The 23402-nt window shown below is 72.5% G+C and carries 25 protein-coding genes and 1 tRNA gene; 6 read left to right on the forward strand and 20 right to left on the reverse strand.

The window, feature by feature from the left end:
* Positions 1 to 3: 3 nt before the first annotated feature.
* Complete coding sequence (locus BM223_RS23900) at positions 4 to 369, forward strand: hypothetical protein (RefSeq protein WP_038677089.1); 366 nt, start codon at positions 4 to 6, stop codon at positions 367 to 369.
* Here BM223_RS23900 and BM223_RS23905 read toward each other — a convergent pair.
* The 10 genes from BM223_RS23905 to BM223_RS23950 form a co-directional block, all read right to left on the reverse strand.
* Positions 366 to 1013: a hypothetical protein gene (locus BM223_RS23905; protein WP_038677088.1), complete on the reverse strand. Its 648-nt coding sequence runs from the start codon at positions 1011 to 1013 to the stop codon at positions 366 to 368. The two genes, BM223_RS23900 and BM223_RS23905, sit on opposite strands and share 4 nt — an antisense overlap.
* Positions 1010 to 2659 carry a DUF6461 domain-containing protein gene (locus BM223_RS23910; RefSeq protein ID WP_038677087.1) on the reverse strand — a complete coding sequence of 550 codons (1650 nt, stop codon included), beginning with the start codon at positions 2657 to 2659 and terminating at the stop codon, positions 1010 to 1012. The genes BM223_RS23905 and BM223_RS23910 overlap by 4 nt, the downstream gene beginning before the upstream one ends.
* 240 nt (positions 2660 to 2899) lie before the next feature.
* A complete protein-coding gene (locus BM223_RS23915) occupies positions 2900 to 3979 on the reverse strand; it encodes a hypothetical protein (protein WP_038677086.1) in 1080 nt (359 codons plus the stop codon).
* A gap of 280 nt (positions 3980 to 4259) precedes the next feature.
* The gene (locus BM223_RS23920; protein ID WP_038677085.1) at positions 4260 to 5618 is read right to left on the reverse strand and encodes an aldehyde dehydrogenase family protein; all 1359 of its coding nucleotides are present in this window, start codon (positions 5616 to 5618) and stop codon (positions 4260 to 4262) included.
* A 28-nt stretch (positions 5619 to 5646) separates the two neighbouring features.
* Positions 5647 to 6444, reverse strand: a complete 798-nt coding sequence (locus BM223_RS23925) for an amino acid ABC transporter ATP-binding protein (RefSeq protein WP_052138266.1) — start codon at positions 6442 to 6444, stop codon at positions 5647 to 5649.
* Positions 6441 to 7361 carry an amino acid ABC transporter permease gene (locus BM223_RS23930; protein ID WP_052138265.1) on the reverse strand — a complete coding sequence of 307 codons (921 nt, stop codon included), beginning with the start codon at positions 7359 to 7361 and terminating at the stop codon, positions 6441 to 6443. Before BM223_RS23930 ends, BM223_RS23925 begins: the two co-directional genes overlap by 4 nt.
* A 10-nt stretch (positions 7362 to 7371) precedes the next feature.
* A complete protein-coding gene (locus BM223_RS23935; RefSeq protein ID WP_235319273.1) occupies positions 7372 to 8244 on the reverse strand; it encodes a transporter substrate-binding domain-containing protein in 873 nt (290 codons plus the stop codon).
* 14 nt (positions 8245 to 8258) lie between these two features.
* On the reverse strand, positions 8259 to 8741 hold the full coding sequence (locus tag BM223_RS23940) for a DUF3830 family protein (protein ID WP_038677083.1): 483 nt from the start codon (positions 8739 to 8741) through the stop codon (positions 8259 to 8261).
* A gap of 17 nt (positions 8742 to 8758) precedes the next feature.
* Positions 8759 to 9532, reverse strand: coding sequence for a gamma-glutamyl-gamma-aminobutyrate hydrolase family protein (locus BM223_RS23945; RefSeq protein WP_141267138.1), 774 nt, complete (start codon positions 9530 to 9532; stop codon positions 8759 to 8761).
* Positions 9533 to 9666: 134 nt separating this feature from the next.
* Positions 9667 to 10677, reverse strand: a complete 1011-nt coding sequence (locus BM223_RS23950) for an Lrp/AsnC family transcriptional regulator (RefSeq protein ID WP_038677082.1) — start codon at positions 10675 to 10677, stop codon at positions 9667 to 9669.
* A 33-nt stretch (positions 10678 to 10710) separates the two neighbouring features.
* On the opposite strand from BM223_RS23950, the gene BM223_RS23955 reads away from it, so the two are divergent.
* From BM223_RS23955 to BM223_RS29330, 3 genes are all read left to right on the forward strand, one after another.
* Positions 10711 to 11820: a glycosyltransferase gene (locus BM223_RS23955; RefSeq protein ID WP_038677081.1), complete on the forward strand. Its 1110-nt coding sequence runs from the start codon at positions 10711 to 10713 to the stop codon at positions 11818 to 11820.
* A 5-nt stretch (positions 11821 to 11825) separates the two neighbouring features.
* Complete coding sequence (locus BM223_RS23960; protein ID WP_052138262.1) at positions 11826 to 12392, forward strand: tetratricopeptide repeat protein; 567 nt, start codon at positions 11826 to 11828, stop codon at positions 12390 to 12392.
* A gap of 79 nt (positions 12393 to 12471) precedes the next feature.
* Complete coding sequence (locus BM223_RS29330; protein WP_075018735.1) at positions 12472 to 13494, forward strand: collagen-like domain-containing protein; 1023 nt, start codon at positions 12472 to 12474, stop codon at positions 13492 to 13494.
* Between the two features lie 34 nt (positions 13495 to 13528).
* Here the strand turns inward: BM223_RS29330 and BM223_RS23970 are convergent, their stop codons facing one another.
* Both BM223_RS23970 and BM223_RS23975 read right to left on the reverse strand, forming a co-directional pair.
* Complete coding sequence (locus tag BM223_RS23970) at positions 13529 to 14467, reverse strand: DMT family transporter (RefSeq protein ID WP_235319125.1); 939 nt, start codon at positions 14465 to 14467, stop codon at positions 13529 to 13531.
* Between the two features lie 120 nt (positions 14468 to 14587).
* Positions 14588 to 15175: a TetR/AcrR family transcriptional regulator gene (locus BM223_RS23975; RefSeq protein ID WP_052138261.1), complete on the reverse strand. Its 588-nt coding sequence runs from the start codon at positions 15173 to 15175 to the stop codon at positions 14588 to 14590.
* A 92-nt stretch (positions 15176 to 15267) separates the two neighbouring features.
* On the opposite strand from BM223_RS23975, the gene BM223_RS23980 reads away from it, so the two are divergent.
* The gene (locus tag BM223_RS23980; RefSeq protein ID WP_038677079.1) at positions 15268 to 16200 is read left to right on the forward strand and encodes an alpha/beta hydrolase; all 933 of its coding nucleotides are present in this window, start codon (positions 15268 to 15270) and stop codon (positions 16198 to 16200) included.
* 277 nt (positions 16201 to 16477) lie between these two features.
* The gene (locus tag BM223_RS23985) at positions 16478 to 17092 is read left to right on the forward strand and encodes a hypothetical protein (protein WP_052138260.1); all 615 of its coding nucleotides are present in this window, start codon (positions 16478 to 16480) and stop codon (positions 17090 to 17092) included.
* 609 nt (positions 17093 to 17701) lie between these two features.
* On the opposite strand, the gene BM223_RS23990 is transcribed toward BM223_RS23985, so the two are convergent.
* The 8 genes from BM223_RS23990 to BM223_RS24025 form a co-directional block, all read right to left on the reverse strand.
* Positions 17702 to 17774, reverse strand: a tRNA-Ala gene (locus BM223_RS23990).
* A 75-nt stretch (positions 17775 to 17849) separates the two neighbouring features.
* Positions 17850 to 18152 carry a hypothetical protein gene (locus BM223_RS30150; protein WP_038677078.1) on the reverse strand — a complete coding sequence of 101 codons (303 nt, stop codon included), beginning with the start codon at positions 18150 to 18152 and terminating at the stop codon, positions 17850 to 17852.
* Between the two features lie 40 nt (positions 18153 to 18192).
* Positions 18193 to 19107 (reverse strand): divisome protein SepX/GlpR, encoded by a 915-nt coding sequence (sepX, locus tag BM223_RS24000; RefSeq protein WP_038677077.1) that lies wholly within the window; start codon positions 19105 to 19107, stop codon positions 18193 to 18195.
* A 97-nt stretch (positions 19108 to 19204) separates the two neighbouring features.
* Complete coding sequence (locus BM223_RS24005) at positions 19205 to 19852, reverse strand: GNAT family N-acetyltransferase (protein ID WP_235319123.1); 648 nt, start codon at positions 19850 to 19852, stop codon at positions 19205 to 19207.
* Complete coding sequence (locus tag BM223_RS24010) at positions 19849 to 20337, reverse strand: MogA/MoaB family molybdenum cofactor biosynthesis protein (RefSeq protein WP_038677076.1); 489 nt, start codon at positions 20335 to 20337, stop codon at positions 19849 to 19851. Before BM223_RS24010 ends, BM223_RS24005 begins: the two co-directional genes overlap by 4 nt.
* Positions 20334 to 20813: a cyclic pyranopterin monophosphate synthase MoaC gene (gene moaC, locus BM223_RS24015; RefSeq protein WP_038677075.1), complete on the reverse strand. Its 480-nt coding sequence runs from the start codon at positions 20811 to 20813 to the stop codon at positions 20334 to 20336. Before moaC ends, BM223_RS24010 begins: the two co-directional genes overlap by 4 nt.
* Positions 20806 to 22008: a molybdopterin molybdotransferase MoeA gene (locus BM223_RS24020; protein ID WP_038677074.1), complete on the reverse strand. Its 1203-nt coding sequence runs from the start codon at positions 22006 to 22008 to the stop codon at positions 20806 to 20808. Before BM223_RS24020 ends, moaC begins: the two co-directional genes overlap by 8 nt.
* Positions 22001 to 23392 (reverse strand): UTP--glucose-1-phosphate uridylyltransferase, encoded by a 1392-nt coding sequence (locus BM223_RS24025; protein WP_038677073.1) that lies wholly within the window; start codon positions 23390 to 23392, stop codon positions 22001 to 22003. The genes BM223_RS24020 and BM223_RS24025 overlap by 8 nt, the downstream gene beginning before the upstream one ends.
* Positions 23393 to 23402 lie beyond the last annotated feature (10 nt).

Raw genomic sequence — 23402 nt, forward strand, 5'->3', positions numbered from 1 at the left:
GACGTGACCCCGATCGTCGTCGAGCTGCCCAGCCCCGTCCTGCTCCTCGTGGGCCGCGAGGACTTCGACCCGCCCCGCTCCTTCGGCGATCGCACCTGCGTGGCCACCGGCGACTGCGTCGCCACCGGCATCCGTCCCCGCGCCGCCGGCCCGACGACCGTCACCCTGGTCGCCGACCGGCCGGCGCGGGGCCTGGTCGAGCTCGGCAGCCACGTCATCGAGACCGAGGGCATGCTCTCGCTGCGCGACGTCTACAGCCGCGAGTACGCCAACATCGGCATCGAGCCCGGTCACGTCCTCGTCACCGCGTGGGGCGACGACCCGGCCGAGCCGGGTGAGCTGGTGCTGCAGGTGCAGCCGGCGCCCTAGCCGCGCTGCCGGCCGCTCGGGCCGCAGTCGGAGTCGGCGGTGCCCTGCAGCCGCGGGAACCCGGCGACGGCCACGTCGTGCCGGGCGAGCTGGTCGGCGACCCGGACCTGCGGCCACATCCGCACTCCCCCGCCTTCGCCGGTGCACCCCGACTCGCCGAAGACCAGTCGGACACGGAGCACCTCCTCCTCGCCGGGCCCGAGCTCCAGCTCGACCTCGGCGACGGCCTGCGCACCTCCGCCGCCCAGATCGTCACCGCTCGGCTCCACTCCGTCGACGGAGTGCACCCGGAAGGCCGATCCGTCGTCGGGACCGCCGCTCAGGGTGAGGCGCTGGAGCGTCACCTCGTGGTCGCTGAGGTTCTCGACCCGGATCGGGACGGTGCAGGCGAAGCCGCGCCGCAGCGGGATCGAGACCTCTCCGAGATCCTCGTCGTCGATCGCTCCCTGGTCCTGGTAGGTGGTCGGCTCGGTGCCCTGGCACCGGGGCGGTCCGGCGTGCGCGATCACCTGCGCCGAGGCCCGGTAGCCGCTCCACCACAGCACTGCGGCGCCGAGGGCGAGGACGACGAGCAGGGCGGTCAGCACCAGGACCCCGCGTCCGCGCCGGTCGGGCGAGACGACCTGCCCCGCGTCGTCGCTCATGCGCGGCCCTCCAAGCCGAACTGCTCGCCGATCGACCGGTAGATCGCGGCCGCCTCGTCGCGGGGCCCGTCGCCGACGACGGCGAGCGCGTGGCAGGCCGCGTCGTACGGGTCCGCGACGCCGAAGGCGGCCAGTACCGGGAGCGCCATCGACTGGCGGGACCACCGCTGCCCGTCCGGACCGAGGAAGTCGGTGTGGACCACGTCCGGGTCGGAGAAGAGGCGCTGGAAGCAGCCGCCGAGGTCGACAGGATCCGTCGCGGTCGTCGCGGCGACCACCCACGGGAGGTCCAGCAGCCCGGCGTCCGCCAGCACCGCATGGGCGGCCTGGTCGCGGATCGCCGTCAGGACGTCGTCGTCCAGCGGCTCCAGCAGGTCGAGCAGCGGGCGGTTCCGCTGGGCGAGCGCGTGGGCCCCACCCGTGGCCGCCGCCCGCATCCGGGCGCTGGGCGGCCGACCGCCCCAGTGCTCCCCCTCCTCGGCGAGCGCGGCCTGGTCCGCGTCCTCGTCCCGGGCACGGCGCTGCTCCTCGAGCGCTGCCGCCCGGTCCGCCGCACTCGGCGGCGTCGGCAGACCTGCCAGCGCGACCGTGCCACCCGCGTGCTCGGCCCGCGCCGCCGACGCCAGGGCGGCGACCAGCACCGGCTCGAGGTCGTCCATGCCGAAGATCGCCACGGCCGCGTTCGCCGCACCGAGCAGTGCGCTGAGGTCGTCCACGTGGCAGGCGTACCGCAGCGCCGAGATCACGTAGCCGGGCCGGTAGACGCGGAGCTCCTCCTCGCGCAGCGGCTCGACACCGCCGGCGTTGACCGCGTCGTCCTGCAGCACCCACAGCCGGTCGCTCTCCCGCGCCTGCTGCCGCTCCCACGCGTCGAGCGCCGGCGGCACGCTGCCCGGACCGTCGACGGCCACGCTCGCCAGGACGGCGGCGGCCACCTCGTTCTCGGCGAGGCTCGCCTGGTGGACGGTCGCGTGCACGAGCGCGTGCACGAGCGGACGCCGCATCGTCGGTGGAGCGGTGACCAGCGCGTCCAGGAGCTCGGGGTGGTCCCACTGCAGCGACGACGTCTCGGCCGTCACCGCCTCCGGCTGCTCGACCTGCGGGGAGACCGCGCACCACACGGCGTCCTCCACGGGCCCGGCGGTCACCTCGACGCCGGTGAACGCGGCGACCATGGCCGCGCCGACCGCGACCGGGTCGACGTCGTCGTCGGCATCCGCCAGCTCGGCGAAGCGGACCAGGGAGCGAGGCAGCCCGTCGAGGTCCGCCCCCATGCCCAGCTCGCCGGACCACAGGACCTTCCCGCGCCGCGCGCAGGAGAAGATCACCATCCCGTTGACGTTCCAGAAGATGCTGGCCGCCTTGCCGCCCTTCGAGGCCGGACGCAGCACGACCGAGCGCGAGCCCTCGAACCCGTTGTCCTCCAGCACGATGCTCACCGGGCCATCGGTCTCGACCACGCTCGCGTGCGGGCCGACGAACCAGCGCTCCGAGTCCATCGACACCGGATCATCACGGTCGATCCCGAAGCACTCCGCCGACACCGACGCGTCACTGCCCACGACGACGCTCAGGCAGCCGGCCTCCAGCTCGTCGCTCAGCCACGCGTAGAAGGCGACCTGGTCGGCGGGGGTGGGGGCAGGCATGCGAGCAACCTAGGCCACCCGCCCCCTCGCGGTCAGGAGCTCCGGTCAGCCGACCGACTCTCCTTCATGCCCCACCGACGAACGCGACGTCACCGACTGCGGCGACGTTCCTCCGGAAGTCGGTCCGAGTGCATTCCGGTGAGGGTGTCGACCAGTGTGGTCTTCCCATGACCGACGTGACCGGCAGTAACGACAACGTGCATCTCGACCTATCCCCGCTGCAGATCCGGCGCGGCACAGCTAGGGACGACGCCCCACGAGCAGGTTGCGCGCGTAGGAGAGGTCGTAGATTCGGTACTCCGAGTCGTCCAGGGTCAGATCGATCAGCTTTCTGACGCTCCCGGTCCTGGCATCCCACACGTAGCGCACGCCCGGAAAGGCTTCGTACCCCAGGTCACCCACCCCCGGATCGAGCATCCAGTGGTCGCCCTCAAAGAAGTCCACACCGCTGATCAGCCTCGCCGAGAACTGAGCTCGCGACGTAACGGAACCCGACTCGATCGCCACCACCGTCAACTCAGTTGAGTACTCCTTGCCGCTCATGGCGGCCGAGCTGAGAAACCCTGCGCTCTTTCCATCGGACGAGACGGCCCGGAGATACCCGTACTCGACACTGCTCTCTCCGGCATCGCGATAGACGAAGGGCGGGCCGAGGACACCCTCGCCCACAACGGCCGTTCGGACCAGCCGGTCATTGTTGTTGTAGAACCCGTAGGTGAGCGGAGGCGTCGCGCGCTGAGGATCGAATTGGGCGTAGCCGCCGGCGTAGGGATAGATCGTGCCGCTCGCCGGACGGGGCTTGCCGAACCGCGGGGCGGCCGCCCACTGGCCGGGGCCGATCCCCTGATTTGTGATGTGGACACGTTGCGAGTCACCCGTCCACTGGTACCCGACGGCCGTTTGACTGGCCGGCCCGCGGTGCAGCTCGCCGGTCGCCAGGTCCAGCACGACACTGCCACGCAGCGATTTCGTCGCCCACCAGCGGCCGTCCGGCGACAGCGCTCCCGCGCCATAGCTGTCAGACCCCTGCCAGCCTGCTGCCGGCAGGCCCAGGTCCTCCAAGTGCAGCACCCGCCACCGGCCATCGTCGCCGTAGAAGTACACGGTCTCTCGCGCCCACGGCGTGGCATAGGTACGTGGGGGTACCCGCCCATTGAGGTCGTCGATCTCGCCGTAGACCGTGGCTATCGCCTTGCCCGGCAAGTCGTCCAGCAGGTCCGGTAACTCCTGCAGGTCCTCGGGCATCTGCCGTGGCAGCCGGTAGCCGGTCGCCCAGTGGGCGCGGTCGAGGTCGTACTGGGTGATGCGCTGCGGTCGCACGGTCGAGCGATCCGGCTCGTGGCTCCAGTCCAGCGTGGGAGCAGCGGCCGAGTCCGTACCTCCCCGTGATGGCGCCTCCCGCTCAGCAGGCGAGCCCGAGCCACCACTACAACTCGCCAACAGCCCCGCCAGGAGCACTGCGACACCCGAGGCGAGGATCCGGCCAGAAGGGAGCAGTGGCATCACCATCAGTGCCCCGCCGCCGTCGACGCGCGGGCGACCCGGTCAGTAGCGGGACGTGCACACATGCGAGCAACCTAGGCCACCCGCCCCCTCGCGGTCAGGAGACCGCCGCCCGCCGCACCAGCTTGTGGTTGCAGAACTCCAGCAGCCCCAGCGCCCCGAGCTCGCGCCCGAACCCCGACTGCTTCACCCCACCGAACGGCAGGTCCGGCTCGGAGTCCTCGACGCAGTTGACGAAGACCATGCCGACGTCGAGGCGGTCCGCGACGTCGGCCGCGCGCTGCTCGTCGGCCGTGAAGACCGCCGCCCCCAGCCCGTACGGCGACGCGTTGGCCAGGTCGACGGCCTCGTCCACGGTCTCGGCGCGGAAGACCACGAGGACCGGGCCGAAGACCTCCTCGGTGAAGAGGTCCATGGCGGGCGTGACGCCGGTCAGGACGGCGGGGGTGACGTAGGCGCCGACGTCGGAGAGGAGGCCGCCGGTGTGCAGGGTCGCGCCCTGGGCGACGGCGCGGGTGATCTGGGCGCCGACCTGCTCTGCGGCAGCGCGGGAGGCGAGCGGGGCGAGGTCCGGGTCGGCGGCGTGGGCGTCGGCCAGGCGGACGAGCTCGGCGACGAAGTCGTCGTACGCGTCGGCAGTGACGATCATCCGCTTCGGCGAGTTGCAGGCCTGGCCCATGTTCGCCAGCCGCGAGCCGTACGCCGTCCGCGCGGTCGCGGCGGCGTCGGCCGTGTCGAGCACGAGGAGGGGGTCGGAGCCGCCGAGCTCGAGGACGGCCTTCTTCAGGTGCCGCCCGGCGGTCTCGCCGATGATCCGGCCGACCCGCTCGCTGCCGGTGAACGAGACGCCGCGGACGCGGGGGTCCGCGATCGCGCGGGCGACGTCGGCGTCGTCGAGCAGGACGACGCTCGACACGTGCTCGGGCACACCGGCCTCGCGCAGCACGTCGGCCAGGGCCGCGGCGCTGCGCGGGCAGGCCGGTGCGGGCTTGATCATCACCGCGTTGCCGAGCAGCAGGTTCGGCGCGAGGAGCCGGGCGAGCTGGTAGTACGGGTAGTTCCACGGCATCACGCCGAGGACCAGGCCCACCGGCTCCGTGCGGACCTCGGCGGCGCCGCCCGACATCGGCGTGAAGGCCTCCGTGGCCAGCATCGCCGGGCCGGCGGTGGCGTAGTACTCGAAGATGTCGGCCACGACGCCGACCTCGCCGGCCGCCGAGGCGACCGGCTTGCCCATCTCGAGCGAGGCGTGGGCCGCGAGCTCGTCGGAGCGCTCCCGCAGCAGGTGCGCGGCGCGGAGCAGGATCGCCGCACGGTCCTCGGCGGGAAGCCCGCGCCAGTCCTGGTACGCCGCGTCGGCCTCGCCGATCAGCTTCTCCGCGTCGGTCCACGGCGTGCTGGGGTACGACGCGAGGACCTCGCCGGTGCGGGGGTCGGTGACCTGGTAGCCGGTCATGGGGAGCTGCTCCTGGGGGTGGTGGGTGTCAGAGAACGCGGGAGAGGAACGCCCGCGTGCGCTCGTGGGTGACCTGGTCGACGGCCAGGCTGGCACCGGCCCCGACCTCGACGACAGCGCCGCGCTCCATGAAGACGAACCGGTCGCACACCTCGCGGGCGAAGCCGATCTCGTGGGTGACCACGACCATCGTCATGCCGCTGGCGGCGAGGCTCTTCATGACGTCGAGCACCTCGCTGACCAGCTCCGGGTCGAGGGCGGACGTCGGCTCGTCGAACAGCATCACCTTCGGGTGCATCGCCAGCGCGCGGGCGATCGCCACGCGCTGCTGCTGACCACCCGAGAGCTGCGCCGGGTAGACGTGCTCCTTGTCGGCGAGCCCGACCTGGTCGAGCAGGTCGCGGGCCTCCTTGCGCGCCACCTCGGCGTCGACCCCCAGGACGCCGATCGGCGCCTCGACGAGGTTCTCGAGCACGGTCTTGTGCGCGAACAGGTTGAACTGCTGGAACACCATGCCGATGTGGCGCCGCTGCCGGTTGAGCTGCCGGTCGGACAGCTCGCGCAGCCTGCCGCGGTGGGGCCGGTAGCCGAGCAGCTCGCCGTCGAGGAAGACGTGTCCCTCGTCGAACGGCTCGAGCAGGTTGAGGCAGCGCAGGAAGCTGCTCTTGCCCGCACCCGAGGGGCCGAGCAGGCTGATCGTCTCGCCCGCGCGGACCCGCAGGCTCACGTCGTCGACGACGGTCAGGTCGCCGTACCTCTTGGTGACGCCGACCGCCTCGAGGACGGGCGTCTCGCCCGGCTGCACTGCATCGGTGGCGGTGGTCATGACAGCTCCTTGTCGGCCAGCTCGGCGACGGCGGTGGGCCGGGCGGTGCGACGCCCGGGGGCGCGCCGCAGCCGGCGCTCGATGAGGTACTGCAGCCCGGACAGCACCGAGACGATGACCATGTACCAGAGCGTGGCGACCAGCAGCAGCGGCACCACCTGGAAGGTGCTCGAGTAGATCTGCTGGACCGAGTAGAGCAGGTCCGGCACCGAGATGAACGCCACCAGCGAGGTGGCCTTGAGCAGGTTGATCGTCTCGTTGGCCACGGGCGGGATCGCCACCCGCATCGCCTGCGGGAGGACGATCCGCCACATGGTCCGGGCGTGGCTCATGCCGAGCGCGGCGGCGGCCTCCCGCTGGCCGACGGGCACCGACTGGATCGAGGCGCGCAGCACCTCGGACGTGTAGGCCGCCTGCTGGAGCCCGAAGGCCGCCACCGCCGCGACCATCGGGCTGACCAGGTCCTGGGTCGAGGTGCTGAACAGCTCGGGCCCGAACGGGATCGAGATCGTGATCTCCGGGTAGACCAGCGAGAGGTTGTAGGCCAGCACCAGGAGTACCAGCAGCGGGATCGAGCGGAAGAACCACACGTAGGTCCAGCTGGACCCGCGCAGGACGGGATTCTTCGAGAGCCTCATGTTGGCCACGACCACCCCGAGGACGATGGCGATGACGATCGCCAGCACCGTGATCACCAGCGTGCGGCGCAGACCCTCCATGACGGCCGGGTCGAAGAAGTACTCCCGGACCGTCGGCCAGTCGAGGGCCTCGTTGCCGGCCAGGCTGCGCAGCACGGCGAGCACGGCGACGACGATGACGACGGCGTACACCGTGCGCAGCACCGGCAGCGGCTTGCTCCGCCGCATGCCGATGACGTCAGCCGGCGTCGGCGCGGTGGTGGGGATCGGGGTGGTCATGGCCGCTTCCTCAGGGCTCGACGTTGGGGTCGGGGTTGACCTCGGCCCGCTCGACGGCGGTCGACTCGACGCCGTACCGCTTCAGGATCTTGGTGTACTCGCCGCTGTCGATGAGCTCGTTGATGCCGTCGGCGAGCGCCTGGGCCATCCCGTTGCCCTTCTTGGCGGCGACGCTGATCAGCACGTAGTGGTAGTGCGGACCGCTGACCTTGAACGTGTTGCCGGCCTTCTTCTGGATGAAGCCCAGGTTGGTCACCGTCGCGGTGGTCGCGTCGGCCTGCTTGCTCTGCACGGCCAGCGTGGCCGCGCCCTGGTCGGCGAAGGTCAGCACCGTGATGGCGTCCTTGCCGTCCTTGGTGCAGGTCGCCGACTGCTCCTTGAGCACCGGGATCGAGCTGTCGGCCGCGACGAGCGCGATCTTCAGGCCGCACAGGGAGTCCATCGAGTCGCCGATGTCGTCGGCGTCCGCGAGGGTCATGAAGGAGTGGTAGTCCTTGAGGAACGAGACCTGGTCGAAGACCTTCTCGCGCTCGGCCGTGACGTCGGCGCCGAACGCACCGAAGTAGGTCTCCCGGTTGATGCCGAGGAGCGCGTTCTCGAACGAGTCGTTCTTGAGCGTCACGGTCTCGCCCCAGGGGCCGCCCAGCGCCTTGGCCAGGTCGACGCTGATGCCCTGCGCGTCCTTGCCCTCGAGGAAGGCGTACGGCGGGTAGCCGACGACGGCGGGCGCGACGAGCTTGCCCTTGAACTGGCTCGGGACGGCGACCTTGCCGCTGCCGACCGGCGCCTTGTCCTTGTCGTCCGAGGAGGACGAGGAGGAGCAGGCCGCCGCCGCGACGGAGGTGACGAGGAGGGTGGCGAGGACCGCGGCGCCGCGCCGCATGCTCACGGCGCGCATCACACGCGACCGATCGTGAGGCTCTTGACGCCGGAGACGCGGGTCTCCTGGCAGGCGGCGGCGAACTCGTCGAGGCCCTCGGTGATCGAGGCGAAGATCGAGCACGGCGTCCAGCCGAGGGGACCGAAGATCCGGCCGCCCTTGCCGTAGAAGATGCCGACCTCCCAGAGCTCGAAGTCGAGGCCCGACATCTGGTGCGGGATCTGGTGGTAGAAGATCAGGTCGCCGGCGGCCGGGATGACCTGCTGGTTCTCGGCGGGCAGCGCGGCCGGGTCGAAGTTCTGCGCGGACTCGGGGAGCCCGAACATGACCTCGGGGCCGGCGTACATCGCGTGCATGACGGTCTCGGTGACCGGCTCGGCCAGGGCCGACCAGAGCGCCTCGGCCGTCTTCGGCGCGACGTCGTCGGCCAGCGTCGCGACAGCGCGCGCGCCGTTGTCGAACTCCAGGTAGATCTGGCGCTCGGGGGTGGTGGTCGTCATCGGTCCTACTTTCTCGTTCAGTCGTGCTGAGGGTGGTCCGCCGCACTCCGGCAGGCGTCGGCGAAGGCGGCGAAGATCGGGCGTTGGGTACGGCGCTCGGCCGGGGCGGTGAGCTTCTCGGGGTGCCACTGCAGGCACAGGCAGAACCACGCGGGGTCGGTGCTCTCGATGGCCTCGAGGACGCCGTCGGAGGTGCGCGCGGAGACCTGGAAGCCGCTGGGCGCCTGCTCGACCGCCTGGTGGTGGATGCTGTTGACGACGTGCTCGCCGTCGCCGAGCAGGCTCGCCAGGCGGGTACCGGGCTCGACGGCGACCGGGTGCCGCAGGCCGAGGATCTCGTCGGCGCCGCTGACCCGCGGGTGCTCCGGTGTCACCGGGAGCTCCTGGACCAGCCGGCGCTCGCTCGCGACGGCGGCGATCTGCATGCCGCGGCAGATCCCGAGGACCGGGATGCCGCGCCGCTTGGCCTCGTGGAAGAGGGCGACGTCGTTGGCGTCGCGCTCGACGTCGTAGTGCTGGCCGGCCTGGGGCGACGCGCCGGACCGGACCGGGTGGACGTCCTCGCCGCCGGCGAGCACGAGCCCGTCGAGCCGGGCCGCCATCGCCCGGGCGTTGGACGGGTGCGGCAGCAGGACGACGTCGAGGCCCTCGTCCTGCAGCGGCGCGACGTACTCGGGGCCGAGCGTGAAGAGGTCGGTCTGCTCGCCGAGGTAGGTCGCGAGGGGACGGCGCCAGACCGTCACCCCGACGAGGGGGCGCTGGGCGACCATCGCTGCTTCTCTCCGTGCCACGCGTCACACTTTACGCGTTTCAGCCAAAACTGCAATGCCTTCTTTCGGATTCAGACAGATAGCCCCCACCAAATGTGCGCAATGACCGCCTCGCTCCCCCGGCGTCGTGGCACCGGCGGAGCGGGCGAGGTCGCTCAGTCGGCGACGGGCTCCACAGCGGTCGGCGCCACGAGCAGCGGGCCGCGGCGCAGCGGGAACAGGACGACGCCCGTCCGGTCGACCGACTCCACACCGAGGCCGGCGATGTCCTCGGTGACGAACGCGTAGAGCGCCGCCTCGTCGAGGAGCAGGCAGTCGATCATGATCTGCGAGCGCCCGGTCAGCGCGACGCAGAAGCGCACCGCCGGGTGCCGGCCGAGCGTGCGGCCGACGTCGTCGATCCGGTCCGGGCGGACCCGCAACCAGATCAGCGCCTCCAGGCCCAGCCCGTGGAGCGCGGGCGCGACCTCCGTGCGGACGTGGAGCGCCCCGGCCGCGAACAGGCTGTCGAGCCGGCGTCGCACCGTCGGCGTCGAGAGGCCCACGCTCCGCGCGAGCTGGGCGACCGCCGCCCGGCCGTCGGCCGCGAGCTCGGCGACGAGCGCCTCGTCCTCGGGCTCGAGCTCGAGGTGCTCGGCCGGGACGGCGTCCTCCGCCGGCCGGATCATGTCCTGCACCAGCGCCGCCGTGGGCTCGGGCGGCAGCTCGCGCGCGACCCAGTCGTAGCCGGACCGGAAGTAGCGCAGCACCGTGCTCGCCTGCACCGAGACGACGTCGTCGATCGACGGGATCTCGTCGAGCAGCAGCCGGGCCCGGTCCTCCAGCGTGCGCGGCAGGATCATGCAGGTCAGGTCGCCCGAGCCCTCGATCACCGACACCGACGACGCATCCGCCCGCTCCGACAGGATCTGGCCGACCTGCACCGCCCGGCCCGGGGCCGTGTGGATCTCGACGACGACGGGGTGCGCATGGCCCACGATGGTCGTGTCCAGGTAGGTCGAGACCCGCACCAGCCCCTCGTCGATCAGCCGCTGCCCGCGCCGCGCCACGGTCCGCTCGGGCAGGTCGAGCGCCCGCGCGATCGCCCCCCACGTGGCGCGACCGTTCACCTGGAGCGCCGAGGCGATGGTCATGTCCAGGGAGCCGGCGTCGGCGGATCCGATCATGGGACGACCCTAGGCTCCCTAGACTCCCTGGCCATGGGCGCCACCCGAGCCAGGCTCTGCCTGACCATGATCGTCAGGGACGAGGCCGCCATCATCGAGCGCTGCCTGGCGGCCGCGGCGCCGTGGATCGACGCCTACGCGATCCACGACACCGGATCGACCGACGGCACGGTCGAGATCATCCGGTCGTTCTTCGAGCGGCACGGCGTGCCCGGCCAGGTGACCCACGGCCGGTTCGACGACTTCGCCCAGGCCCGCAACGACTCCCTCGCGGCGGCGCGGGAGACCGCCGCGGCGCACGACGTCGACCACCTCCTCCTCTGCGACGCCGACATGGAGCTCGTCGTCGAGGACGCCGGCTTCCGTGAGGGGCTGGCCGCGGACGCCTACCTCGTCGACCAGCAGGACGGCGTCCTCCGGTACGCCAACGTGAGGCTCGTGCGCGCCGGCCTCCCGGCGCGCTACGAAGGGGTCACCCACGAGTACCTCGACCTCGGCGCGACGGACCGTGAGCCCCTCCGCGGGATCTGGTTCCGCGACCATGCCGAGGGCTCCAGCCGTCAGGTGAAGTTCGAGCGCGACCTGGCCCTGCTCGACCGCGGCCTCGCGGCCGAGCCCGGCAACGCCCGCTACGTCTTCTACCGGGCCCAGACCCTGCGCGACCTCGGCCGCGACCGGGAGGCGCTGTCCGCCTACCAGCACCGGGCGTCGCTCGGGGGCTGGGCCGAGGAGGTCTGGTACTCGCTGCTGCAGGTGGCCGTGCTCCGCGAGCGGCTCGACCCCGGCGACCCGGACGTGCTCACGGCCTACCTGACGGCGTACGAGAACCGGCCCGGGCGCGCCGAGACCCTCGTCGAGCTGGCTCGCCACCTCCGCGAGCACGGGCGCCACGAGCTCGCCCACGTCTTCGCGACGAGGGCGGTGGAGCTGCCGCCGACGGGCGACATCCTCTTCGTGGCGCCGGCCTGCTACGGCTGGCGGGCCCGCGACGAGCTGTCGATCTCGAGCTACTGGGTCGGCCGGCACGCCGAGTCCGCCGCGCTCGCCGAGAGCGTGCTCGCCGACCCGGAGCTGCCCCCGGCGGAGCGTCCTCGAGTCGAGAAGAACCTCGCCTTCGCCCGCGAGCACACGTCCCTATACTGACCGGCGTGCCCCGCCCCACCCTCGCCGCGCTGGCGCTGCTGAGCGTCCTCGTCGTCAGTGGGTGCAGCGGCGGCGACGGCGACGACGAGCCGTCCGCGGCGACGTCCTCGGCGACGACGCCGAGCAGCCTGTCCCCCGCGGACACCCTCGTCCAGACGGCGCTGGCGCAGCTCGAGGCGGGGGACGCCGCGGCCGCCCGCGCCACCTTCGAGAACGTGCTGGAGCTCGACGCCGACAACGTCTACGCCCACTACAACCTCGGCCTGCTGGCCCAGGAGGCCGGCGACGACGCGCTCGCTATCAAGCACTACGACGCGGCGCTGAAGACCGATCCCGAGTTCACCTCGGCGCTCTACAACAAGGGCATCGTCCTCGAGACCAGCGACCTGGACGCGGCGGTCGAGCTCTACCGGCGCGCCCTCGCGATCGACCCCGACCTCGCGGCCGCGCACATGCGGCTCGGCTTCGCCCTGCTGCACCTCGGCAAGACCGACGAGGCCGAGGAGCACCTCTCCACCGGCGTCCGCCTGGACCCGAAGATGGCCGACGTCAAGGCACCGTCGTACGGCTGACCGCGCGCCGGTGGCGGCATCGAGCAGCGGTCTTCGGATATGGCGGACATTCGCCAGTTCCTGCACCTAGGCTAGACCGGTGCCCGAGTACCGCGCCGTCGCGTCCCTGTCCCTCGCCACCCTCGCGCTGACCACGGTCGTCGGCACCGCGGGCAGCGCCACGGCCGCGACTGCCGCGTCCGCCGCGTCGGAGCGCCGCGTGATCAGCGCCTGCTTCCGCGTCGAGACCGGCAAGATCAGGATCGTCCGCTCCATCGCCGACTGCCGCCCCGGCGAGGGCCACATCCGCTGGGTGCGCGGCGGAAAGACGACGAAGGGCAAGCCCGGCGCCCCGGGCCCCCAGGGCAAGCAGGGGGTGGCCGGCCCCGCCGGACCGGCCGGACCTGCCGGCGCCACGGGAGCCACGGGCGCGACCGGACCCACGGGCGCCATCGGCGCCCCCGGACCGACCGGTCCCACCGGAATGCCCGGCACTGACGGCGCAACGGGTGCGACGGGTGCGACCGGCGACATCGGCCCCGCCGGCCCGACCGGACCCACGGGCGCCACCGGCCCCACGGGCCCGGCCGGCGCTCCGGGGACCGACGGCGCGACGGGCGCGACCGGCGCCACGGGCGGCATCGGCCCGGCCGGCCCGATCGGGCCGATGGGCACCACGGGCGCCACCGGAGCCACTGGCACCGCCGGGGCACCGGGCGCGACCGGCCCCACGGGTCCTGCCGGGGCACCGGGCGCCACCGGCCCCACGGGCCCCGCCGGAGCACCGGGCGCCACCGGAGCCACCGGACCTGCGGGAGCCACCGGCCCCGCGGGCTCGATCAGCAACGGGCTCAGCTACGTCGCGCAGACCTACACCAACCAGGCCGCCACGAGCTGGCTCACGCTCACCGCCAACTGCGGCCCCGGCAAGACGGCGATCGGCGGCGGCTACTCATCGGCCGACCCCCAGGAGACCTTCAACGCCGACACCTACCCGGCGGCCGACGCCGCCGGAACCCCCGCGGCCAACGGGGCGACCGCGGCGCAGTACTGGGCGGTGCGGATCTACTTCACGACGCCGAACAACCTGCGCGTGCACGCCATCTGCGCCCCGACGAGCTGACGTCGTCCCCGGGCGGCGGTGGACTCAGGTCCCGTCAGCCGCCCGGGGGCACCGCGGCGGCACGCGGCCTGCGCCGCGTCACCAGCACGCCCACGATGCACAGCAGCCCGCCGACGAAGGCCAGCGCGGGCGGCACCTCGTCGAGGAGCAGCCAGGCCATCAGCGTCGCGATCGCCGGGACGAGGAAGGTCGTCAGCGACTGCTTGCCGGCGTCGGTGTAGCGCAGGGCGAAGGCCCAGGTGAGGAACGCGATCGCGGTCGGGAACAAGCCCAGGTAAGCGATGAGCAGGAGCGTCCCGGCGTCACCTTCGCGCACCACGCCCCCGAGGTCGCCGAGCCACGGCAGGCAGACGACGACGCCGATCCAGCAGGCGTAGCAGGTCACCTCCAGGCCGGAGAGCCGGCGCAGCAGCACCTTCTGGCACACGACGCCGATGGCGTAGGTCACCGCGGCCAGCAACGCCAGCAGGACGCCGTCGAGGTCGGAGCCGCCGTCCCCGCGCGTCGCGCTGCCGATCACCACGACGCCACCGAAGGCGATCACCATCCCAAGCAGCAGCCAGCCCGTGAGCCGCTCCCCCAGGAACAGCGCGGCCAGCAGCGCGATCAGGATCGGCCCGACCTGCACGACCATCGCCGCCGTCGCCGCGTCGATCCGGCGCTCGCTGTCGTTGAGCGCGATGTTGTAGATGCCGAACCAGGCGACCCCGCAGGCCACGAGCAGGACCACCTCGGTGCGGGTGAACCGGCTCCGCGGAGCCCGCGCCAGCAGCGCGGACAGCACGACGGCGGCGATCAGGAGACGTCCGAGCGAGAGCGCACCGGGCGTCACCTCGTGCCCGAGATGCCGGATCGCCACGAACGCGGACGCCCACAGGACCAGCGTGACGGCGATCGCCGCCACCGGCTGCCAGCGCGGGGGCGCCGCTTCTGGGGACGAGGGAAGGGCAGCCCGAGCAGGTGTCGACGTCACCCGCCCGAATCTAGGACCCCAGGGTCGGCGGCAGCACTCGAATTTCGGCCATCGTCCGTCGAGATCCGGGCAACGAGCCGCCACCCGGTCACCGCGCCGATTGACGCATCGCGGACGGCGTCAGCCGCCGGACCGAGTCCTCGTCCTGTCGCCGGGCGGGTGGCGGCGATCGCCTCCCGGGTGCGCCAGCAGGTCGATCACCTCGCGGCGGCTCTCCGCGCTGCCAGGGTGGAGGAGCAGGCCCTCGATGACGAAGACGCCGATCTGGATCGAGGCGCGAAGGGACTCCTCGGGCACTCCGGCGCTGCGGAACCCGCCGGCGAGCATGTCCTCGGCCAGGCGGTGGAAGTCGGCGTGCCAGGCGTCGATGACCGGCGAGATCGCCGTCCGGGCGTGGACCACCGTGACGAGCCGGCTGTACCGCTCGAGGCGCTCGACGGCCCACAGCAGCTGGTCGCTCCAGGGTTCGTCAGTGCGTGTGCCCGCGTCGGCGAGCGCCTCGGCCAGCACCCGGTCGAGGACCGCGACCAGCAGGGCGTCCTTGTCCTTGAAGTACCAGTAGATCGTGTTGGTCGCGACGCCCGCGGCCGCGGCGATGGCCGTCATCGGGGTCTCGTCGTAGCCCGTGCCGGTGAACAGCTCCGTGGCAGCGGCGACGATCTCGTCCCGCTTCTCCTCACGGTTCTGGGGGCGGCGGTTCCGAGGCATGCGTCACCCTATCTTGACTGCCGTCCAAGACGGACCTACGGTCTCTTGGACGGCAATCAAGATAGGCGACCACCCCAGCCCTGAGGAGCCTCATGACCAGCACGCCCGACCAGTTCACCTGGACGGACGAGACGTTCCTGTCCGAGGGCGTCGCGTGCGCGGCCCGGGTCTACCGGCCCACGACCATCCCAGGCCCCGGGGCGCCCGTCGTGGTGATGGGCCACGGATTCGGTGCCGTGCGCGCGCTGCGGCTCTACGCCTACGCCGAGCGCTTCGCGGCCGCGGGCTACCTCGTGGTGGTCTTCGACTACCGCGGCTTCGGCGACAGCGCCGGGACGCCGCGCCAGGTCCTCGACATCTCGATGCAGCACCAGGACTGGCGGGCGGCGCTCGCCTTCGCCCGCCGGCTGCCGCAGGCCGACGACCAGCGCATCGTGGCGTGGGGAACCTCCTTCGGCGGCGGTCACGTGATCAGCGTCGCGGGCAGCGGAGAGCCACTCGCAGCGGTCATCGCGCAGGTGCCGCACGTCAGCGGACCTGCCGCCGTCCGGGCCACCGGCCTACGGGCGAGCCTGCGGGTCGCTCCGCTCGGCATCCGCGACCAGGTCCGTGCCCTGCTCGGGCGAGACCCCGTCTACGTCGAGTGCGCCGCCAACCCGGGCGAGCCGGCGGCGATGACCAGTCCCGATGCCCTGCCCGGCATGAACAGGCTGATGTCCGACTCGGGGATCGCGCGGGACGACTACCCCACCCACGTCGCCGCACGGATCGTCCTCAAGGTCGGCCTGTACTCGCCGAGACGACGGGCGTCCGCGATCACCTGCCCCACGCTCGTCCAGATCGCCGAGCACGACGCGATCACCCCGCGCAAGGTCGCCGAGACGACAGCAGCGCGCATGGCTCACCCCACGGTGAAGGTCTACCCCTGCGGACACTTCGATCCCTACGTCGAGCCGCTCTTCAGCCAGGTCGTGGCCGACCAGCTCGCCTTCCTCCGGCAGCACGTCCCGATCAGCGTCGGGTGAGCCCGGGAGCGCGGGAAAGCGGCGAGCAGATCCACTGGCGTTGGACCAATAGGTGACGCCTGATGTCGGAAAGCCATCGCAAGACGTAAGCCCGTCCCGACTCCTTCTTTCCGATTCGCCCAATATTGCGGGCTCGCGGTGCGAGCATGGAGCGCTGCGGCACCGTCATGGGTCGCGGCAGTGTTTATCGAACCGAAAGCACCGGAGCCGCACCGTGACTTCTATTCCCCAGCCGCCCCTCGGCCCGCCGCCTTCCGCCCCGCCCCCGACCACGGCTGTGCCCGCGAAAGACACAGGGCGGCGGAAGGCACTCCTCCTAGGGCTTGCGGCGCTGACGGTCGTCGGGTTGACGGCAGCTGCGTTCTTCGTGGGCCGGATGTCCGGTGACCCCACTGGCAGCGACGAGTACAGGTCTCAATCCGCGAAGCTCGACACAGCAGTCTCCCGCGCTGAGGCAGCCGAAGAGGAGCTCGGACAATCCTCCGACAAGGTCGAGTCCCTCACCGGAGAGTTGAACGACGCGCAAGCGCAGGTGGACGCTCTCGTCGGTGAGCTCCCGCCGGAGGCCGGGGCGGGACCCGCTCTGAGCGATGGCGTCGCGATTGCTCCCCGCAACATCAGGATCGGCGTGAAGACGAGGAGCAAGGAGTGCTTCGGATCCGCCGGGTGCAACGTCACCGTCCAGATCGATCCGGACTACGCCGGCAACCAGGACGTGTCGAGCGGATCGTGGGAGATCACCTACGAGATTCGCGGAGGGGAGGACCCGGTCGTCGAGACCATGACCCTCGAGGACGGGACCTTCTCTTTCCCAGAGGAGCAATTCCTGCAGACCACCTCGAGCAATTCAAAGCTCACAGCAGTAGCCACCCGAGTCGACTCGCTGGACTAATAGTCGCCCGGAGGACGAGCAAACAACCCGGAAGGGTCGCGCCGCGGGAGCTCACGCATATCTGCGCCCGGGGCTAGCCTTGGAATCGAGGAAAGTCAGCACCGGATCGCCCGCCGTGTCCCCTATCCGGTACCCGCGAAGAAGGTTCCCCGGGTCGTCTGCGGAGCCGACGGAGATCGGCCTGCGCCGGAGCTGAGAGCCGTCGAAGTCACCGACCGACCGATGGAAGGCGCGGGACTCGCCCCCGGCCGACGTCCTCCTGGTCCTCGGCGGGACCAGAATGCGGCTGGGACGAGGTGCGGGGCGCCCGTCGCCGGCTCGCGGAGCCCCGCCACCGCCCACGCGTAGGTGGGAGACGAGTCGCTCGCGACCACGGGACCGAGACTCGCACCTTCCCCAGTATCTCCGCAGACCGGGTCCGGCTTGGATCTGATGAACGACCTCCGGACGTGCGAGAGTCTCTCTGCGTCTCCCTGGCGGCCGCGGGTACACCGACACGTGAGCAATGGCTCAGCGTGGCGGATCCGCGCGTGCAGCTCCCCGCGCGACGCGAGAGCCGAAAACGCGAGAACCGGCAGGTCAGGCGACCTGCCGGTTCTTGCTTGCTTGTGGAGGTGAGGGGATTCGAACCCCTGACCTTCTCATTGCGAACGAGACGCGCTACCAACTGCGCCACACCCCCAAGCGAGGAGAAACGGTAGCACCCGTGCTCCGGGAGGTCCGAATCGGGCCCGTCCCTCGCGGCCGCGGGCTGCGGTCAGGCGCGGTCGTCGTCGGCGTGACCGGCGGGGCGGGGCTGCTCGTCGCCGTGCGGGCCGCGGTCGACGTTCGAGCTGGCGCGGGGCTTGGGCGGGTCGTCGAAGGTGGTCGACTGGCCCCGGGACGACGTGCCGGAGGCGGCGTCGCCGAGGGCCTCGCCGGGGTCGGCGTGCTGGGTGTCGGGAGAGACGGCGGTGGCGGAGTCGCCGTACTTCTTCTCCTGCTCGCGCGCCTGCTGCGCGGCCTGGCGGTCGGCGGCGGTCTCGTCGGTGGGACGGTTCGGCTGGGTCTCGTCGGTCATGGACCGGCGTTACCCGGGCCGGGACGGGACAACCGCGGCATCAGCTGCCGGTGGCGCGGCGCTCGTCGGCGTCCGCGGCGGCTGCGGCCGCTGCGGCGTCGGCGCTGCGCTGGGAGTCCGCCTCGCGGGCGAGCTGGGAGTCGGCCTCGTTGCGGCCCGAGCTCCAGACGCCGGTGGCGTCGAGGTCGATGGTGCGGACCGTGCGGCCGGCGGGGGCCTTGGCCACGTACATCGGGAGCGGGACGGCGACCGGGGTCCAGCCGTCGGCGACCTCGGCGGTGATCGCGGGGATCTCGCCGGTGTCGTCGTCGGCCAGCTCGGCGACGACGCCGCCGGGCTCGGCCGGGAGGTCGGGCTCGGGGGCGGTGTCGGTCGCGGCGTCCTCGGCGGCGATCTCCTCGTCGGCCAGGGTACGACGTCGCCGGCGGGCCGGCGCGAGGACGGCGGCCCGGGCGGCGCGCTCGTTGCGGACTATCAGGCGGCAGGCGACGAGCCAGGCGACCAGGAGGGTGAGCGGGGCGGCGATCCAGGGGGCCGCGACGACGGCGCCGACGGCGAGGCCGGCGACGACGACGTTGAGCAGGACCAGCACACCGAGGACCCGGCGCCGGCGCTGGGCGGCGCGACGGGCAGCGGCCCGGCGGGCCACGGGCGAGCGGAGGGCACGCGGCGCAGGGGTGGGCGCCGCGGGCTGCTTCGTGGTCTGCTTCGTGGGGGCTTCGACAGGCTCAGCCGACGGAGCCGACGGAGCCGACGCGGCCGACGCGGTGCCGGTGACGAGCGCGGCCGCGCTGGACGAGACCGCCTCGCGCCGGGCGAGCACGCGCATGCGGTCGGAGAAGCGGTCGACCGAGCGGCTGACGGCGTCCTCCTCGTGGTGACGCAGTGCCTTCGGCACGAGGTAGACGACCCAGGCCACCGCCAGTGCGACGAAGATGAGTGCGCTCAGGTCCACACCGAGAGGTTAGGAGCGCTACCTCAATGTGAGGCGCATGTCCATCGGTGTGTCACGAATTGATTGATGTGACGCATGTGATTCACCTGCGCGGCGGTCAGTCCGGAGTGGGGTGGTCGAGCCGGGCGAGGACGCCGCGCGGCGCCTCCTCCTTGGTGATCGCGAAGATCCGGTGGTCGCGCCAGTCCCCGTCGATGTGCAGGAAGCGCGGCGCGTAGCCGACCTCGCGCACGCCGAGCTTCTCGACCACGCGCAGCGAGTTGGAGTTCTCGGGACGGATGCAGATCTCGATCCGGTGCAGCCCGGCGACGAAGAAGCAGTGGTCGATCACCATCGCCACGGCCCGCGGGATGACGCCGCGGCCGGCGAACTGCTGGTCGATCCAGTAGCCGACCGACGCGAACTGCGCCGAGCCGCGCACGATGTTGTTGACGCTGACCTGGCCGGCGAAGACGCCGTCGACCTCGACCACGAAGGGGTACGTCGTCCCGCGCCGCGCCGCCTTGCGCAGCCGCCGCACGAGCACCCGGAAGGACGTCGGCCGGGCGTCGGCGCCCGGCGGGGCGGTGGCGTCCCAGCGGGCGAGCCAGACGGCGTTGCGGCGCCGGGCGGCGCGCCAGGCCCGGGCGTCGCTGCGCGCGATCGGGCGCAGCCGGACGACGGGGTCGGTGCCGGAGATCAGCTCGTTCGGCCAGGCGCGTCCGGGGACCCCGACGACCATCCGCTCACGGGGAGCCTCGCTCAATGGTCGCTCCCGACGATCTGCTCGACGGCGTGGACCAGGACCGGCTCGAGCACGGCGAGCGCGTCCTTCACCCCGCCGCGCGAGCCGGGCAGGTTGACGACCAGGGTGGTGCCGGCGACGCCGGCCAGGCCCCGGGAGAGCACGGCGGTCGGCACGCCCTTGGCGACGCCGGCGGCACGGATCGCCTCGGCCAGGCCGGGCACCTCGCGGTCGAGCAGCGGCGCGGTCACCTCGGGCGTGCGGTCGGTGGGGGTGAGCCCGGTGCCGCCGGTGGTCAGCACGACCCGGGCACCCGCGCGCACCGCCTCGGCGATGGCCGCGCCGACCGGATCGCCGTCCGGGACCACGACGGGCTCGTCGACGACGAGGCCCCAGGAGCGCAGGGCCGTGACGAGGAGCGGACCGGTCGTGTCGTCGTAGACGCCGGCGGCGGCGCGGTTGGACGCCACGACCACGACGGCGGGCAGCCCGGGCACCGAGCTCATCGGGCCCAGTCCCCCGACTTGCCGCCGGTCTTGGTCTCGACCCGGATGTCGGTGATGACCGCGGCCTTGTCGACCGCCTTGACCATGTCGACCACGGTGAGCGCGGCCACCGAGACCGCGGTGAGCGCCTCCATCTCGACGCCGGTGCGGTCGGTGGTCTTGACGCTGGCGGCGATCTCGACGGCGTCGTCGGCGACGGTGAGGTCGACGGTGACGCCGGAGACGGCGAGCGGGTGGCACAGCGGGATGAGGGCGGGCGTCTGCTTGGCGCCCATGATCCCGGCGATCCGGGCGACGGCGAGCGCGTCGCCCTTGGGCACGCCCTCGCCGCGCAGCAGGGCGACGACCTCCGGCGAGACCAGCACCCGGCCCGACGCGGTCGCCACCCGGCGGGTCACGTCCTTGGCCGACACGTCGACCATCCGCGCGGCACCCGACGCGTCGACGTGGGTCAACCGGGCCTGCTCGTCAGCCATGGGGCTCCTCCTCGGGATGCAGGGCGAGCACCTCGACCGGGGTGCCCTCGGGGACCAGCCTCCCGGTTGGCGGTACGACGAGCAACGCGTCGGCCGCCGCCAGCAGGCGCTGGGAGTGCCCGGCGTGCCCGGGCAGCGCCGCGACCCGGCCGTTCTCGACGTGGCGGGCGGGCAGCAGCACGGTCCGGTCGGAGGCGGTGACGGCCTCGGCGAGCGGGGCGGTGACCGGCTCCCACGCCGTCCCGGCCAGCGTGCGCAGCAGCGGGACCACGTAGAGCAAGAAGGAGGCGTATGCCGCGATCGGCGTCCCCGGCAGCGTGACGACGGGGACCCGGCGTCCGTCACCGGTGACGAGCGCGCCGCAGCCCTGCGGCCGGCCGGGCTTCATCGCGACCGGGCCGAACCAGAAGCCGTCGCGCCCGCGCAGCGCCGCCTTGACGACGTCGTGGTCGCCGGCCGAGATGCCGCCGGTGGTGACGACGACGTCCGCCGCCTCCGCGGCCGCCGCGAGGACGGCGAGGAAGCGGTCCGGGTCGTCGGGCGCCGGACCGAAGCCGGTCGCGTCCGCGCCCGCCGCCCGGGCGGCAGCCAGGAGCGTCGGGGTGTTGCTGTCGGGGACCTGGCCGCCGACCAGCTCCGCGCCGGTCGAGACGACGGCGAGCCGCGGGCGCACCCGGACCTCCACCTCGGTCGCGCCGACCGAGGTGAGCAGCCCCAGCCGGGCCGGGCCCAGCCGCGCACCGCCGACCACGGCGACCTCGCCCGCAGCGACGTCCTCGCCGGCGCGGCGGATGTGCCGGCCGGGCGCGGCGACGCGCTCGATCCGGACCGGGTCGTCGCCGGTGGTCCACTCGAACGGGATGACCACGTCGGCGCCGGGCGGCACCTCGGCGCCGGTCATGATCCGGACGGCCGTCCCCTCCTTCAGCGGGACGACCTCGTCGCCCGCCGCGACGACGCCGGAGACCGGCAGCGCGACCGGCACCTCGACGAGATCGGCGGTCCGGACGGCGAAGCCGTCCATCGCCGAGTGGTCGAAGGGCGGCACGGCGAGCGTCGCCACGACGTCCGCGGCGAGCCGGCGGCCGAGCGCGGCCACCAGGGGCACGGTCTCGGTGCCGGCGAGCGGCTCCACTCCGGCCAGGACCCGGGCGCGGTGCTCCGCGACGGACGGCACCCGAGCGGCGTCAGTCATCCGTCCCGGAGAGCACCTCGCCGGCCGGCACCCGCTGGGCGCCGCGTCCCTCGAGCTCGACCGAGCCGACGACCTGCACACCGTGCCCGAAGGTCCAGTCGCCGTCGACCTTGAACGACGACGCCTTGGCCAGCGAGGGCGCACCCTCGGGGAAGCGCTTGTCGAACTCGCCGACCAGCTTGTAGTGCTCGTCGTCGAGGTCGACGTAGGGAACGTCGGCGGCGACCTGGGTGAGCGCGAAGTCGCCACCGATCTCGTAGACGTCGGAGCGCAGCACCAGCAGGTCGTTGGTGGTCTTGACCGGGATGAACCGGTCGCGGCCGACCTCGATCAGCCGGGCCCCCTCGAAGACCTCGATCGCCGCGCCCATCGCGGTCTCGATCTGGACCACCTCGGGCGAGGAGGGGTCGGCCGGGTCGAGGTGCTTGATGTTGCGGATCAGCGGCAGGCCGAGGATGCCGTCGCGCTCGTCGAGCTTGGCCTTCATCGCCCGCAGGTCGAACCAGAGGTTGTTGGTCGAGGTGAAGCGGTGCTTCTCGAGGTCGGCCGCGGCGGCCTTGTCGTCGGCGAGGGTCTGGGCGGTCTCGCGCAGCACGATCCGGCCGTCGGCCTTGCGGCGCGCGAACTGGCCGCCCTTGCGGTCGGAGACCGTGCGGCGGACCGCCTCGATAGCGAACGGGGCGCCGCTCTGGGCGAACCAGCCCGCGACGCGCGGGTCGGCGACGGCGCCGAGGTTGTCGGAGTTGGAGACGAAGGCGTAGTGGTAGCCCTGCTCGATCAGCCGGTCGAGCAGACCGGTGCCGCGCAGCGCGGTGTAGATGTCGCCGTGCCCGGGCGGACACCACTCCAGGTCCGGGTCCTTGGGCCAGGACGCCGGCGTGAGGTCGGCGGTGAGCAGCTTGGGCTCGCGGTTCTGCAGGAACTCCAGCGGCAGGCCCTCGGTCGCGAGGTCCTCGTAGCGACCGAGCGCGTGGAGGGTGTCGGAGGAGGTCCGGAACGAGTTCATGAAGATCAGCGGCAGCCGCGCGCCGGTGCGCTGGCGCAGGTGCAGCGCCTGGCGGGCGATGATGTCGAGGAACGACAGCCCGCGCCGCACGCACAGCAGCGACTTGGCCCGCTCCATGCCCATCGACGTGCCGAGGCCGCCGTTGAGCTTGATCGCCACCGTCTTGGCGACCGCGTCGGCCGCGACCTCGTCGGGGACCTCGACGTCGGCGAGGCTCTCGATGTCGACGGGCTCGATGCTCGACTCGGGGATCATCCCGGTCTCGCCGTGCTCCAGCAGCCGGTAGTAGTGCGCGAAGGTGTCGACGGCGACCGCGTCCACCCCGGCATCGAGCATCTTCGCCCGCGCCTTCTCGAGACCGCCGCTGCGACCAGTCATACCCATACTC

Origin of the sequence: Pimelobacter simplex (assembly GCF_900114845.1) — a bacterium.
GTDB lineage: Bacteria > Actinomycetota > Actinomycetes > Propionibacteriales > Nocardioidaceae > Nocardioides > Nocardioides simplex.